The sequence below is a fragment of the Janthinobacterium paucivorans genome (genome assembly GCF_051380805.1).
Lineage (GTDB): Bacteria > Pseudomonadota > Gammaproteobacteria > Burkholderiales > Burkholderiaceae_D > Janthinobacterium > Janthinobacterium lividum_D.
In genome coordinates this window covers 263,933-277,411 of record NZ_JBNYXR010000005.1, presented here as the reverse complement: position 1 = coordinate 277,411, position 13,479 = coordinate 263,933, and the positions used below count along the sequence as shown (strand labels likewise).

Genomic DNA, 13,479 nt, shown 5'->3' with positions numbered 1-13,479 from the left:
CGACCTTACTTCAGGGCCGGAATAGGCTGCGCCTGGAAGGCGGGATGCGGCTGCTCCCTGAGTTTTTTCGCCAGCATGTCGAGCGCTACTTCCAACTGGCGGTCAGCGCCCAGGAAAGTGGCATGCGGCGGGTTCTCCACCTCCACGTCCGGCACCAGACCCACGCCTTCAATCAGCCACTGTCCGTCGATGCCGAACTGGCCGTTTTCAGCCACACGCGCCATGCCGTTATCGAGCAGGCGCGTATTGTCGCTGAGCCAGACGCCGGCGCCAGCGGTGCGCTTACCCACCAGCGGTGCCAGTTTCAATGCCTTGATGCCGGCGGCGAAAGTCTCGCCATCCGAATACGTGAGTTCATCGACCAGCACCACCAGGTGGCCACGGAACGTGTTCTGCATGTTCGATGACGGCTGCACGCCCGGCGGCGCCCAGTAGGCCCAGGCCTTGCGCAGCAGTTTTTCGATGATCCAGCTATCGATATTGCCGCCGTTATTGCGCCGCACGTCGATGATCAAGCCTTCGCGGTTAATGTTGGCGTAAAAGTCGCGCGCGAACGAGGCGATGTCGTTGGCGCCCATGGCGCGCAAATGCAGGTAGCCGATGCGCCCTTGCGAAGCGGCTGCCACCTGCTCGGCGCGGCTCAATTCCCAGTCGCCATAGCGCAGCGCTGTCTGCTTTGCCATGTTGACGGGCGTGACGATGACGGCGCGCGGCAAGCCCTTGCCACGTTTAACCTGCAACAACACCTGCTTGTCGGCCTGGTTCAGCAGCAGGTCGCTGATATCGCGCGCGGCCAGCACGTCCTTGCCATTGACGGCCGTGATCACGTCGCCCGCCTTCACGTCTACCTCGGGGCGCGACAGGGGTGAGCGCGCCGAAGGCAATTCCACTTCGCTGCGATAGACATGCTCGACCTGATAGCCATCGCCGGTACGCACCAGCACAGCCCCCAGGCCAGCCGGCGTGCCTTCTTGTTCCGTGCGGCGCAATTCGCCGGGACGGATCTGCGAATGCAGGGCACCCACTTCGGCCACCATCATGCCCAGCACGTCATTGAGCTCGGCCCGATCCGTCACCCGCTCGACCAGCGGCGCATATTTGTCGCGCGCCGCCGTCCAGTTGACGCCGCGCATCTTCGCGTCGTACAGGAAGTCGCGATGCAAGCGCCAGGCGTCGTTGAACATCTGCTTCCATTCCAGGCGCGGATTCGAGACAAATGTCCAGTCGTCGACTTTGACTTTTGCCTTCGACAGGTCGGCCGGCAGCTTGGCCCCCGCCTCGATTACCAGCATCTCGCCCGGCCCGGTGGCGGCCGCGCTGCTTGCTGTCCTGTAGTACAGATGTTTTTTATCCTGGGCCAGGTCGAATTCACGCACATCGGCCACCAGCAGTTCCGGCTTGGAGCCGGTATTGCCGATGGCGAGTGTCTTCAGACTGAACTTGTGCTCGCCGCTGTCGCGCTCGAGGAAATACAGGCGCTTGTCGTCGGCAGCGAGCGCGCTGTAATTACCGGCCGCCAGCGGCACCTCATACAGGCGCTCGGCCAGGCCCTTGAAGACGACGTCCGGAAGCACGGCCGCCGCTTTCTTCGAGGCCGTCTTGCCAGCGACCTTTTCCAGCGCCTTTTCCGCCGCCAGTTCGGCTGCCTTTTCGTCATCCGTCTCGGCCGGCTTGACGCCGGGGCGGCTCAGCTCATCGTCGGGCTGGAAGGGAAACCGGTTGCCCGGCTGCAGCGCCAGCGCATACACGCCGATGCGCTTGTCGAACACGGGGCCCATATTACGGTCACCCCACGGCGACCCGTTGGCCAGCTGGAAATTGCGCGCCGACATGAAATACAGCCAGCGCCCGTCGGGCGAAAACACGGGCGAGTCCGATGTATAACGGTCGCTGGTGACGAACTGCAACTGCTTCGACGCGATGTTATACAGGCCGATCTGCTCGCGCTGCTCGTTGCTGGCCACGCGCACGATGGCCAGGTTGCGGCTGTCGGATGACCATTGCACTGCGTCGTGCTTGTCCACGCCCGCCTTGCCCGCATCATCGATCAGCTGGTTCGCTTTGCTTGTCAGGTCCAGCAGCCAGAAGCGGCCTTTTTTATCTGTGTGCGCCAGCCAGCGTCCGTCCGGCGACGGATACAGTTTCCAGCGGTGCTTGTCGCCGTGCGTCGTCAGCTGCTCGCCCTTGCCCGTACCATCGGCGGCGTACTTCCAGATTTCGTTTTCCCCGCTCGTGTCAACGATGGCGAAGACGGATTTTTCGTCGCTGGAAAAGACCGCATCGCGCGCCCGCGCTCCTTCGGGAATGGCGATATCGACGCGGCGCAAGCTGCCCGTGCCAGCGATACTGACACGGCCCCTTGCCGTGAGGATGACGCGCTCATCCTTGGCCGATAGCTGGACATTGCTCAAGGTATCGAGTGGCGAGCGGATCTGGCGCGCGCGTTGCTGGTCGAAATCGGACAGCAGGCTGATGGCCAGCGGCTGCGAGGCGCCTGTTGCAGGGGCGGCCAGGTCCAGCACATGCAGATCAGCGCCCAGTTGGTAGACGACCTTGCCATCACCGAGCGCGGCGTTGCGCACGTCCCACTGCGTGTGGCTGGTCAATGCGCGGCGATCGGAGCCGTCGGGCAGCATGCTCCACAGGTTATCGCTGCCGCCCTCGTCGCTGATATAGACCACACGACCCTGCCACCACATGGGGCGTTTGTTGTTGCCTGCCAACACTGCAGGCTCGGTATGCATGCGCACGGCCTCGCCCTTGCCATCGAGCGCATAGCGCCACAGGGTGGCATGCGCGCCGCCCCGGTAGTTACGCACATTGTCATTCGTCATGGCCAGGCCGAAACGCGTGAAGAACAGCGTCTTGCCCGCGTCGTCGAGCACGGCATCGTTGGCATCAGCGACGGGAAACACGCGTCGCGTCTGCTGCACGGGGTCGATGGCGGCGACGATGCGGCGCGAGGCGGGACCGTCCGTGCCTTGCGTGCTGACCAGCACTTCACCCTGCGCCGTCCAGCCCAGCACCAGCACAGCGCCATTGTCATACGAAATACGTCGCGGCAAGCCGCCGGCCAGCGGCATCACATAGGCTTCCTGCGCCCCTTCGTAGGCAGCGGAAAACGCCAGCCACAGGCCGTCGCGCGACATTGCCGCATTCGTTTCATAGCCGGGATGCGTGGTCAAGCGCTGCGCCGCGCCGCCATGCACGCTGCTTTTCCACAAATCGCCTTCGGCCGTGAAGACGACGCTGTCGCCGCGCACGGCGGGAAAGCGGAAATAGCTGCTGGCAGGAGCGGCGGCAGCGTTGCCGAGCAGACCAGCGGAAAACAGGAGGGTGGCGAGAGTGCGGGAAATTTTCATGCGAGCATCCAGATAGCGGTCAGGGCAATAAGGTGGCATGGACATCATGTCGATACCGGACAGCAATTCTGGCATAAGCACGACCGAAGAAAACCTTCTTTATTGGCCACAAAAACGTAAAAAAACCCGCGCCACTTTCGTGGGCGGGTTTTTCGACAAGAGCAGAAACGCTCTGAACGCCGAACAAAACCGTAGCGAGCGGCAGCGAGTTGCGGCCGAGACGCGGAACTGTGCTGGAGCACAGTGAGCATCGGAGGCCGCAAATCGCGACGCGCAGAAGGTTTGATTCGGTGTTCTTATTCCACTTCCACCGTTTCCGGTGCAGCCGTCGGCGCCGCATCGGGCGGTTCCGGGAATTCCAGCAAGATCTGCTCCTTGTCGTCGATGTCGACAGTGATACGTCCGCCGGTGACCAGGCGGCCGAACAAGAGCTCGTCTGCCAGGGCCTTGCGGATCAGATCCTGGATCAGGCGTGCCATTGGCCGCGCGCCCATCAGCGGGTCGAATCCTTTCTTGCCGAGGAAAGCACGCAGCTTCTCGGTGAACACGGCTTCGACCTTTTTCTCGTGCAACTGCTCTTCCAGCTGCATCAGGAACTTGTCGACCACGCGCAGGATGATTTCCTGGTCCAGCGCGCGGAAGCTGATGGTCGCATCGATGCGGTTACGGAATTCTGGCGTGAACATGCGCTTGATGTCGGCCATCTCGTCGCCTGCCTGCTTGGAATTGGTGAAACCGATCGAGGCCTTCTGCAAGCTTTCCGCACCCGCATTGGTCGTCATGATGATGATCACGTTGCGGAAGTCGGCTTTGCGGCCATTGTTATCGGTCAAGGTACCGTGGTCCATCACTTGCAGCAGGATATTGAAAATGTCCGGATGGGCTTTTTCAATTTCATCGAGCAGCAAGACCGCATGCGGCTTCTTGGTGATCGCTTCCGTCAGCAAACCGCCCTGGTCGAAACCAACGTAGCCCGGTGGCGCACCGATCAAACGGCTGACGGCATGGCGTTCCATGTATTCCGACATGTCGAAACGGATCAGCTCGATGCCGAGGATGAACGCCAGTTGCTTGGCTACCTCGGTCTTGCCCACGCCCGTCGGACCGGAGAACAGGAAAGAGCCGATCGGCTTGTCCGTCTTGCCCAGGCCAGCGCGCGCCATCTTGATGGCCGAGGCCAGCGCGTCGATGGCGGGATCTTGTCCGAATACGACATTGCGCAAGTCGCGGTCTATCGTCTGCAGTTTGCTGCGGTCGTCCTGGTTGACCGTTTGCGGCGGAATGCGCGCGATCTTGGCAATGATGTCCTCGATCTCGGCCTTGCCGATGGTTTTCTTTTGCTTCGATTTCGGCAAGATGCGCTGCGCTGCGCCGGCTTCATCGATAACGTCGATCGCCTTGTCGGGCAAATGGCGGTCGTTGATGAAGCGCGCCGCCAGTTCGGCCGCCGTCGTCAGGGCCGACGCCGTGTATTTCACGCCATGGTGCTCTTCGAAGCGCGACTTGAGACCGCGCAAGATCTGCACGGTTTGCTCGACGGTCGGCTCGTTGACATCCACTTTCTGGAACCGCCGGCTCAAGGCATGATCTTTCTCAAACACGCCGCGAAATTCCGTGTACGTGGTCGCGCCTATGCATTTGAGCTGGCCATTCGCCAGTGCCGGCTTCAACAGGTTGGAAGCGTCCAGCGTACCGCCCGAAGCCGAACCGGCACCGATGATGGTGTGGATTTCGTCGATGAACAGGATGCCGTTCGGATTGTCCTTCAGCTGTTTCAGCACGGCTTTCAGACGCTGCTCGAAGTCACCACGGTATTTGGTACCGGCCAGCAAGGCGCCCATGTCCAGCGAATACACGACGGCATTTTGCAAGATTTCCGGCACATCGTTTTGCGTGATGCGATAAGCGAGGCCTTCGGCGATGGCTGTCTTGCCAACGCCCGCCTCGCCGACCAGCAGCGGATTGTTCTTGCGGCGACGGCACAGGATCTGGATCACGCGATCGACTTCTTCCTCGCGTCCGATCAGTGGGTCTATTTTGCCTTCGGCGGCGGCCTTGTTCAGGTTTTGCGTGAACTGGTCGAGCGGGCTTTCCTTCGGCTGGCCATCGGCAGGCGCTTCTTCCACGCCTTCGGAGGCTTTTGCGCTTTCCGTCGACTGGTCCTTGCGCACGCCGTGCGAAATGAAATTGACCACATCGAGGCGTGTCACGCCCTGCTGGTGCAGGTAATAGACAGCATGCGAATCCTTTTCGCCGAAGATGGCTACCAGCACATTGGCGCCAGTAACTTCCTTCTTGCCATTCGAGGCGGACTGGACGTGCATGATCGCACGCTGGATCACGCGCTGGAAGCCAAGCGTCGGCTGGGTGTCAACTTCGCCCGTGCCAGGCACAGTCGGCGTGTTGTCGCCGATGAAATTGGCGAGCGTCTTGCGCAGGTCTTCAATATTGACCGCGCAGGCACGCAACACCTCAGCAGCAGAGGGATTGTCCAGCAGTGCCAGCAATAAATGCTCAACCGTGATGAATTCGTGCCGTGCCTGCCGAGCTTCGACAAACGCCATGTGCAAACTTACTTCTAATTCCTGCGCAATCATACTTCCTCCATCACGCACTGCAGGGGATGCCCCGCCTTGCGCGCATGCGTTAAAACGAACTCCACTTTGGTACACGCTATATCTTTAGAGAACACGCCGCACACTCCTTTGCCGTAGCGATGAACACTGAGCATGATTTGCGTCGCCGTTTCACGGTCCTTGTTGAAATACTCCTGAATCACGGCCACCACAAACTCCATCGGGGTGTAGTCGTCATTGAGCAAGGCTACCTGGTAGAGCGGTGGCGGCTTCAGCACTTGCCGCTCCAGCAGGGTTTCTGTGTCGTGCTTGGTTGCCATACGCTTATTCTAATGCTTTCACAGTGGTTGTCATGCGCAATATCTGCGCCTTTCCAATTGTTCTCAATCTTACGCGTTTTCTTAATACTGCGCAGATGGCGACCTTGCCGTCAAAATCAAGAGTTGCTTTTTTTGGTTGTTGTGAAGAATTTGGCAATATCGATGGAAAAGCGCTTGACTTCATTATTTATTCCGCCAACAATGCTGTATCGACTGTTGCAGTAATGTACAGCTTGATAAGAATGAGACGTCGAGGAGGGGGCAAGAAGCTTCTTGCTTTTATGGCTCGTGTGATTTGTTTTAATTTTGAAAGTTCTTTTTATGGCAACAGGTACAGTTAAGTGGTTCAATGATTCCAAAGGTTTTGGCTTCATCACCCCAGATGACGGCGGCGAAGATTTGTTTGCGCATTTCTCCGCAATCAACATGAACGGTTTCAAGACCCTCAAAGAAGGTCAAAAAGTTCAATTCGAAGTCACGCAAGGCCCTAAAGGCAAGCAAGCTTCCAACATCCAAGCAGCCTAAGCACCGCCGGCCCTCAGATGTGAAAAACCCCGTTGTCCAACGGGGTTTTTTTTCGCCTGCAAGGTGTGCAGCACCCTGCCCTGGCGCGCCAGTTACATGTGCTCGATCATCACCTTGCCGAAACCCGAGCACGACACTTGCGTCGCGCCTTCCATCAGGCGGGCAAAATCATAGGTGACGCGCTTCGAGGCTATCGATTTCTGCATCGACGCAATGATCAGATCGGCCGCTTCCAGCCAACCCATATGGCGCAGCATCATTTCTGCCGACAGGATCAGGGAACCGGGGTTCACGTAATCCTTGACCGCGTACTTGGGCGCCGTACCGTGCGTCGCTTCAAACATGGCGACGGAATCGGACAGGTTGGCGCCCGGCGCAATGCCGATGCCACCCACTTGCGCCGCCAACGCGTCGGAAATGTAATCGCCGTTCAGATTCAAGGTGGCGATGACGCTGTATTCGGCTGGACGCAGCAATATTTGTTGCAGGAACGCATCAGCGATGGAATCCTTGACGATGATGTCGCGGCCCGTCTTCGGACTCTTGAACTTGCACCAGGGACCGCCATCGATCAGTTCGGCGCCGAATTCCTTTTGCGCCAGCGCATACGCCCAGTCGCGGAAGCCGCCTTCCGTGTACTTCATGATGTTGCCTTTGTGTACGATCGTCACGGATGGCTTGTCATTGTCGATCGCGTACTGGATGGCCTTGCGCACCAGGCGCTGCGTGCCTTCAATGGACACGGGCTTGATGCCCAGGCCCGAGGTGGCCGGGAAGCGTATCTTGGTCACGCCCATTTCATTGATCAGGAAATCCATCAATTTCTTGGCTTCGGGCGAGCCTTGCTGGTATTCGATGCCCGCGTAAATGTCTTCCGAATTTTCGCGGAAAATCACCATGTCAGTCTTTTCCGGCTCTTTCACGGGCGACGGCACGCCCGTGAAGTAGCGCACGGGGCGCAGACAGACATACAGGTCCAGTTGCTGGCGCAGGGCTACGTTCAGCGAGCGGATGCCGCCACCGACGGGCGTAGTCAGCGGACCCTTGATGGAGACGACGTAGTCTTTCAGCGCGGCCAACGTTTCTTCCGGCAGCCACACATCGGGGCCGTACACATTCGTCGCTTTTTCGCCCGCGTAGATTTCCATCCAGCTGATCTTGCGAGCGCCGCCGTAGGCCTTGGCCACGGCAGCGTCGATCACCTTGAGCATGACCGGGCTGATATCGACACCCGTGCCATCGCCCTCAATGAAGGAAATGATGGGATTATCTGGTACATTCAGCGAAAAATCGGCATTGACGGTGATTTTTTTGCCGTCAGCAGGTACAGTGATATGTTGATACATCGTGATCTCCGAAGTGGGACACACCGCTGGCGGGCAACACTGGCCGGCGACGCGCTCTGCGGTTGCAGAGTTTACAAAAACAAGTCCGAACATGGCGGCAACAGCGCACTCTAGCAGGGAAAGAATGGCCGGGCCATCTGCTTCACACTGCAGCATGCAGCGCCAGAGGACCTTATCGCCACACTGGCATCAGGTCTTCTATAAGATATAAGACTAGCGTTTCACATTATGTACCAGTATCTTACATGGCGCCACACTTTTACGGCGCCATCCTGCGGCCACCATTGTTTGCATCCATTCATTTATCAGCATGCCACTCATCCTCTTCAATAAACCATTCCAGGTCTTGTGCCAGTTTTCAGCGCAAGACGGCCGCGTCACCCTGGCCGACCATTTGAGCATTCCCGGCATCTACCCGGCCGGCCGACTCGACGCCGACAGCGAGGGCTTGCTACTGCTGACGGACGACGGCCGCCTGCAGCACGACATCAGCCACCCCGCCCGCAAGGAAGCGAAAACCTATCTGGTGCAAGTCGATGGCGTACCCGACGCGACCAGCCTGGCACGCCTGCAGGCGCCACTGGACCTGGGCGACTTCATCACCAAGCCATGCCGGGCTGTGCGCATCGCCGAGCCGGACTGGTTGTGGCCACGCAATCCCCCCATCCGCGCGCGCGCCGACCAGCCCACCTCATGGCTGGCGATCACCTTGAAAGAAGGAAAAAACCGGCAAGTACGGCGCATGACGGCTGCCGTCGGCCTGCCCACCCTGCGCCTGGTGCGCAGCGCCATCGGCCCGTTCTCTCTGGCCAGCCACCCCTTGCTCCCCGGCGAATGGTGCGAAGTGCCGGCCCAAAACATTGGAAAAGCGTGAGCAGCACCAGCAAAGCCTGATCGCCCAGGCGCGCAAGGCAAAATAGCCGCTCTCGGACGCCGGCAAGCGCGTGAAAAAAGGGCATCGCCGGGGCTTACGGCAGCAAGCATGTTGCTGTGACCCCACGCTTTCAGCGCGACCAGACAGCATGCTTGACCTGACGCTCACCAGCATGGCTTAATCGGCGCTTCGCAGTCACCGTCACGCCCCATGAAAACGTCCCTTCGCCGCCTCAGCCTGTGCATCGTCCTGATGGCGTGTGCCAGCACTGCACAAGCACAGACACCGCAAAAGAGCGTGCAACTCTCGGCCGGCATGCATTTGATACAGGCGCAAGTAGCCGCCACGGAACAGCAACGCGAACAAGGCTTGATGTACCGCGAAAAGATGCCGCCGAATGCGGGCATGCTGTTCGTCTTTGACCACTCGTCGACGCAATGCATGTGGATGAAAAACACGCCGCTGCCCCTATCTGTGGCTTTTATCGATGCCAGTGGCAAGATCGTCAACATCGAAGACATGCAAGCGCTCACGCTCGACAGCCATTGCTCCAGCAAGGCAGTCCCCGTGCGCTATGCGCTGGAAATGAACCTGGGCTGGTTCAGGCAAAAGAACATCAAGCCAGGCATGAGCATCGGCAACTTGCCCCCGTTGCACTAAGCCGTGGCGGCCGGCAACAGGGTGTTGCCGGAAAACGCGGCCGAGGATGGCCATCAGGATGGCAAAAGAGGTGGCAAACGAGGCGGCAAAAAGCATGCGCGCACGCGAAAAAACCCGCCAGAACGAATCTGCGGGTTTTTGCTTTTCAACCAGTGCCAGCGTACCGGCACATGCAAGGCCACCTGGGTGGCTTGCCTGCTGGCGAATATTAAGCGGACAGTGCTTTCAAAGCAGCTGCCAGACGGCTCTTATGGCGAGCTGCCTTGTTTTTGTGGATGATCTTCTTGTCAGCGATACGGTCGATGGTCGACACGGATGCTTGGAAGATTGCAGCAGCTGCTGCCTTGTCGCCGCCCTGGATCGCTTTGCGAGCAGCTTTGATAGCCGTGCGCAAGGTCGAACGTTGGGACGAATTGTGTGCGTTTTGCTTAACTGCTTGACGAGCGCGTTTGCGCGCTTGTGCGGTATTTGCCATGGAATTTCCTAAAACAGGGTCAAAGTGCGTTTGCAAACATTAGTGTTTGCCAACCGGTGCGTTCTGTGCGTCTGCCGAACCATGTGTGCCAAACCAGTGCCTGTCAAACATTAGTGTCTGCGTAACAGAATTCTGTACAGCCTTCGATTATAGCGATATTTTCAAGCGGGGGCAAATCAAAAAACCGTATATGGCGCCAAAAACACCTGCAAATGGGCGGGGCAAGGGCGAATCGGCAGCACCAGTGAGCATATTTTAAGCGTTTACCGGCCCCGCACCCGGCTATAATCTGCCCCCATGAACTTGCTTAAAACACTCGCCGCCATCTCCAGCATGACCATGCTGTCCCGTGTAACCGGATTATTGCGCGAAAGCCTGTTCGCGCGCGCCTTTGGCGCCGGCGCTTACACGGACGCCTTCATTGTTGCCTTCCGCATCCCCAACCTGTTGCGCCGCTTGTTTGCCGAGGGGGCGTTCTCGCAAGCTTTCGTGCCGATCTTGTCGGAATACAAGAACCAGCATGGCCAGGAAGCGAGCAAGCAACTGGTCGATCATGTGGCCACCACGCTGGTCTGGGCCACCGTGCTCGTTTCCCTCATCGGCATCGTCGCCGCGCCATGGTTCGTGTACGCTATCGCCACGGGCCTGAGCAAGGATGCGGGCGCCTTCGATGCCGCCGTGTGGATGACGCGGCTGATGTTCCCATATATTACTTGCATGTCTTTCGTGGCCCTGGCCGGCGGCATTCTCAATACCTGGCGCGAATTCAAGATTCCCGCATTCACACCCGTGCTGCTGAACCTATCGTTCATCGCCGCTTCCTTATTGCTCGCGCCACAATTGAAACAGCCCATCTACGCCATGGCCATTGCCGTGTTCGCCGGCGGCTTGCTGCAAGTGGCCCTGCAGATTCCTGCACTGATCAAGATCGGCATGTTGCCGCGCCTGTCGCTCAATCCCGCCATCGGCCTGTCAGACGGCGGCGTGCGCCGCGTGCTCAAGAAAATGGGGCCGGCCGTGTTCGCCGTCTCGGCGGCGCAGATCAGCCTGATGATCAATACCAGTATCGCGTCGCGCCTGGCCGAAGGCAGCATTTCCTGGCTGTCGTATGCCGACCGCCTGATGGAGTTTCCGACCGCCATGCTGGGCGTGGCCCTGGGCACCATCTTGCTGCCCAGCCTGTCAAAGGCGAATGTGGACGGCGACAAGACGCAATACTCGGCGCTGCTGGACTGGGGCTTGCGCCTGACCTTCCTGTTAGCACTGCCAGCCGCCGTCGGCATGGCAACCCTGGCCACGCCGCTGATCGCGACCCTATTTCACTACGGCAAATTTACAGCCGAATCCGTGAGCATGTCGACGCAGCCGCTGGTGGCCTACAGCCTGGGCCTGATCGGCATCATCCTCGTAAAAACCCTGGCGCCCGCGTTCTATGCCCGCCAAGACATCCGCACGCCCGTGAAAATCGCCATCGGCGTGCTGATCGCCACGCAATTGATGAATCTATTATTCGTGCCCTACATCGCCGTGGCCGGCCTGGCCCTGTCGATCGGCCTGGGTGCCTGCCTGAACGCCAGCTTCCTGTACTGGGGCTTGCGCAAGCGTGGCATCTACCAGCCGAAACCGGGTTGGGCCAAGTTCTTCCTGCGCCTGTTGCCGGCGCTCATCGTGATGGGTGGGGTGGCGGCCTTCGGCGCCCTGCGCATCGACTGGATCGCTATGCAAGCCCATCCGCTGTTACGGGCCGGCGCACTGGCCTTGCTGGTGGCACTGTGCGCCGTGGCTTACTTTGCCACCCTGTTGCTGGTAGGGTTCCGCTTCCGCGACTTCAAGCGCAGCGTGTGAGCAGCCATGCAGAAGGTGGTTGCCGGCACCTCGCCTTGCGCAGATAACTGAGATCAAAAAAAAACCCGCCGAAGCGGGTTTTTGCATCTTGCACAGCAGCGATATCAGGCAGCTTTTTTTGCCGAACGGCGACGGGCCATGAAGCCAAGCAGACCCAAGCCACCGAGCAGCATGCCGTAGCTTGCTGGCTCTGGTACGGCGCTTACCGTATAGGTGCCGCTGTAGTTAGCGCCAGCTTGGGCGGTACCAAACAGTTGCAGTTTGAACGGGCCAACACCGCTGTACTCCACGCCGAAGAACTTCAGGCCGCCAGCCGAGAAGGACTCACCCAACTGAGCATTCAGGTTCGACGTGAGGGCATTGAACGTCAGTTTCTGGCCGGTAATCGACAAGCCGATATTGTACTTGCCAGCACCCAGGCCGCCCAGGATGATCTCATCCAGACCACCGGACAAAATGCCATTGCCAACAACTGCGTTGAAGGTGTGGGTGTTACCGTCAGCGGTAATATCAAGGACTTGATCGCCTGCATAAGCGCTCAACGATGCGGCTGCTAAAACGCCTGCAACGATAAATTTCAATTTCATAGTGTATTCCCCAAAAAGTGATTTATGGCTGCAAAGCGCAGGCCACCAATGCTTACGGTACCGGAAGTACCGTTAAGAATAGTAGCATAAATGCATTAAATTAATTATAAATAACACACCAAAGTTTCTTATAAGATAACAATTTTTTGGGTGAAATATTTTCCTAAATCGACGACTTTCCCTGAAAAAATAGTTAGCAGCAGATCTAACGGTTTTTCCTGCATTTTTAAGGTGCAACGGCTGGCTCGGCAACGTTTTCGGCAGAATCTAGCGATTCATGCTCCTCAGCAGGCTCTGGCGGCGACTGTTCTTGCGGTGAGGCAATAGGCTTAAAAAACAACGACGGCGCCTGCAAGTCAGGCGCGTCCGCTGGCAACTCCGCCCCAGGCGCGGTCGCCGCTGCGCTAGCCTGGGCCGCTTGCGCTAGTGGGTCGAGCATGAAATGCCACTGCGAAAAATGAACCCTGCCCTCGAAGCCAGCAAAGCGCGGCGCGAAGTTGCCGACCTTCAATGGCGTCGCCTTCGACAGGCTATGCACGCCTATGATGAGGTTGCTGCCCGGCTGGTACAGCAGACCCCACTCGGCGCGCCCCGTGATGGGGTCGACAAACAGCTTGCGCAGATGCCGGCGCACCTGGGGGAAACGCGGATCGCGCAGCAAGGCCGCCAGATTCGGCGGCTGTTGCGGCTGTCCTGGCGGCGTGGCGGCCGCGTAACTATAGAGAGCGTCGGAAAATTGCGCGCCGATGTCGAGCAATTCCTGTTCCGCCGCCTGGCGCTGCAGCAGGGAACCCATCTTCAATCCGGCAGCGCCCACCAGGCCGAGGATGGCCACCAGTATGATCAGCCCCAGATAAGTAAAGCCGCACTGGAGGCGATGCGCGATGGCTTGCGGACGGCGCATCATCG

At 58.9% G+C, this 13,479-nt stretch carries 13 protein-coding genes; 6 read left to right on the top strand and 7 right to left on the bottom strand.

Annotation, left to right across the window (positions count from 1 at the left end; translation table 11 throughout):
• Window positions 1-5 precede the first annotated feature (5 nt).
• Window positions 6-3,362 (bottom strand): S41 family peptidase, encoded by a 3,357-nt coding sequence (locus tag ACQ4V8_RS08780; protein WP_436571246.1) that lies wholly within the window; start codon window positions 3,360-3,362, stop codon window positions 6-8.
• A 37-nt stretch (window positions 3,363-3,399) separates the two neighbouring features.
• Here ACQ4V8_RS08780 and ACQ4V8_RS08775 point away from each other — a divergent pair, with 37 nt between their 5' ends.
• The gene (locus tag ACQ4V8_RS08775) at window positions 3,400-3,609 is read left to right on the top strand and encodes a hypothetical protein (RefSeq protein WP_208760692.1); all 210 of its coding nucleotides are present in this window, start codon (window positions 3,400-3,402) and stop codon (window positions 3,607-3,609) included.
• 49 nt (window positions 3,610-3,658) lie between these two features.
• Here the strand turns inward: ACQ4V8_RS08775 and clpA are convergent, their stop codons facing one another.
• Together clpA and clpS are read right to left on the bottom strand one after the other, a co-directional pair.
• Window positions 3,659-5,959 (bottom strand): ATP-dependent Clp protease ATP-binding subunit ClpA, encoded by a 2,301-nt coding sequence (gene clpA / locus ACQ4V8_RS08770; protein WP_010395947.1) that lies wholly within the window; start codon window positions 5,957-5,959, stop codon window positions 3,659-3,661.
• On the bottom strand, window positions 5,956-6,258 hold the full coding sequence (clpS, locus tag ACQ4V8_RS08765) for an ATP-dependent Clp protease adapter ClpS (RefSeq protein WP_010395945.1): 303 nt from the start codon (window positions 6,256-6,258) through the stop codon (window positions 5,956-5,958). Before clpS ends, clpA begins: the two co-directional genes overlap by 4 nt.
• Before the next feature lie 32 nt (window positions 6,259-6,290).
• Here clpS and ACQ4V8_RS08760 point away from each other — a divergent pair, with 32 nt between their 5' ends.
• Window positions 6,291-6,599 (top strand): hypothetical protein, encoded by a 309-nt coding sequence (locus ACQ4V8_RS08760; RefSeq protein ID WP_142303304.1) that lies wholly within the window; start codon window positions 6,291-6,293, stop codon window positions 6,597-6,599.
• On the top strand, window positions 6,580-6,783 hold the full coding sequence (gene cspE / locus ACQ4V8_RS08755) for a transcription antiterminator/RNA stability regulator CspE (protein WP_010395943.1): 204 nt from the start codon (window positions 6,580-6,582) through the stop codon (window positions 6,781-6,783). The genes ACQ4V8_RS08760 and cspE overlap by 20 nt, the downstream gene beginning before the upstream one ends.
• A gap of 92 nt (window positions 6,784-6,875) precedes the next feature.
• Here the strand turns inward: cspE and icd are convergent, their stop codons facing one another.
• Entirely contained in the window at window positions 6,876-8,129 is a 1,254-nt protein-coding gene (gene icd / locus ACQ4V8_RS08750) for an NADP-dependent isocitrate dehydrogenase (protein WP_436571245.1), read from the bottom strand.
• A 310-nt stretch (window positions 8,130-8,439) separates the two neighbouring features.
• On the opposite strand from icd, the gene ACQ4V8_RS08745 reads away from it, so the two are divergent.
• Together ACQ4V8_RS08745 and ACQ4V8_RS08740 are read left to right on the top strand one after the other, a co-directional pair.
• Window positions 8,440-9,003 carry a pseudouridine synthase gene (locus tag ACQ4V8_RS08745; protein WP_010395938.1) on the top strand — a complete coding sequence of 188 codons (564 nt, stop codon included), beginning with the start codon at window positions 8,440-8,442 and terminating at the stop codon, window positions 9,001-9,003.
• A gap of 210 nt (window positions 9,004-9,213) precedes the next feature.
• Window positions 9,214-9,663 carry a DUF192 domain-containing protein gene (locus tag ACQ4V8_RS08740; RefSeq protein ID WP_010395936.1) on the top strand — a complete coding sequence of 150 codons (450 nt, stop codon included), beginning with the start codon at window positions 9,214-9,216 and terminating at the stop codon, window positions 9,661-9,663.
• A gap of 208 nt (window positions 9,664-9,871) precedes the next feature.
• Here ACQ4V8_RS08740 and rpsT read toward each other — a convergent pair whose 3' ends face one another.
• Window positions 9,872-10,138, bottom strand: coding sequence for a 30S ribosomal protein S20 (gene rpsT, locus ACQ4V8_RS08735; RefSeq protein WP_010395935.1), 267 nt, complete (start codon window positions 10,136-10,138; stop codon window positions 9,872-9,874).
• Between the two features lie 297 nt (window positions 10,139-10,435).
• On the opposite strand from rpsT, the gene murJ reads away from it, so the two are divergent.
• On the top strand, window positions 10,436-11,983 hold the full coding sequence (murJ, locus tag ACQ4V8_RS08730; protein WP_010395933.1) for a murein biosynthesis integral membrane protein MurJ: 1,548 nt from the start codon (window positions 10,436-10,438) through the stop codon (window positions 11,981-11,983).
• 104 nt (window positions 11,984-12,087) lie between these two features.
• On the opposite strand, the gene ACQ4V8_RS08725 is transcribed toward murJ, so the two are convergent.
• Complete coding sequence (locus tag ACQ4V8_RS08725; RefSeq protein ID WP_010395930.1) at window positions 12,088-12,570, bottom strand: FxDxF family PEP-CTERM protein; 483 nt, start codon at window positions 12,568-12,570, stop codon at window positions 12,088-12,090.
• Window positions 12,571-12,796: 226 nt separating this feature from the next.
• Window positions 12,797-13,477: a type II secretion system protein gene (locus ACQ4V8_RS08720; RefSeq protein WP_436571244.1), complete on the bottom strand. Its 681-nt coding sequence runs from the start codon at window positions 13,475-13,477 to the stop codon at window positions 12,797-12,799.
• Between the last annotated feature and the right edge of the window lie 2 nt (window positions 13,478-13,479).